The organism is Vibrio sp. Y176 (assembly GCF_033438945.1).
Map to the genome: position 1 here is coordinate 1 of NZ_JAWOQS010000398.1, position 770 is coordinate 770.

Sequence of the window (770 nt, forward strand, 5' to 3'; positions counted from 1 at the left end):
AATGGAAAAAACGTCCATTCGCTGAACGCGAAGCAATTGTGTTGGCTTTTGCTGAAAAAGTGAAAGAAAACAGTGAAAAAATTGCCGAAGTGATCGCGAAAGAAACGGGTAAACCAATTTGGGAAACGCGCACAGAAGCGGCTGCAATGGCTGGAAAAATCGCTATTTCTATTCGTGCCTACCATGACCGTACTGGTGAAGCGACTCGCGAAGCTGCGGGCAACCAGATTGTATTGCGACATCGCCCTCTTGGCGTAATGGCGGTGTTTGGGCCATATAACTTCCCTGGTCACTTACCGAATGGCCACATCGTTCCTGCTTTGCTAGCGGGGAACACAGTTGTGTTCAAACCATCTGAGCAAACGCCTTGGACTGGCGAGCTAGCTATGAAATTGTGGGAAGAAGCGGGTTTGCCAAAAGGCGTGATCAACCTTGTTCAAGGTGCGAAGGAAACCGGTATTGCGTTGGCTGATGCGAAAGGTATTGATGGCATTCTGTTTACGGGCAGTGCGAACACGGGTCACATTCTGCATCGTCAGTTTGCAGGTCAACCAGGCAAGATGTTAGCGCTAGAAATGGGCGGCAACAACCCGATGGTCATCTCTGATAACTACGGTGATTTGGATGCAACGGTGTACACCATCATCCAATCGGCATTTATCAGTGCTGGTCAACGTTGTACTTGTGCTCGTCGTCTATACGTGCCGTTTGGTGAGAAAGGGGATGCTCTGATCACTAAGCTGGTAGAAGCGACGAAAAACATTCGCATG

General features: G+C 49.1%; 1 protein-coding gene. It reads left to right on the forward strand.

Going from position 1 to position 770, the window contains the following annotated elements; genetic code table 11:
* Positions 1 to 770, forward strand: a 770-nt coding sequence (locus R7O13_RS26285; protein ID WP_318305132.1) for an aldehyde dehydrogenase family protein, incomplete at both ends; no start/stop codon positions are given.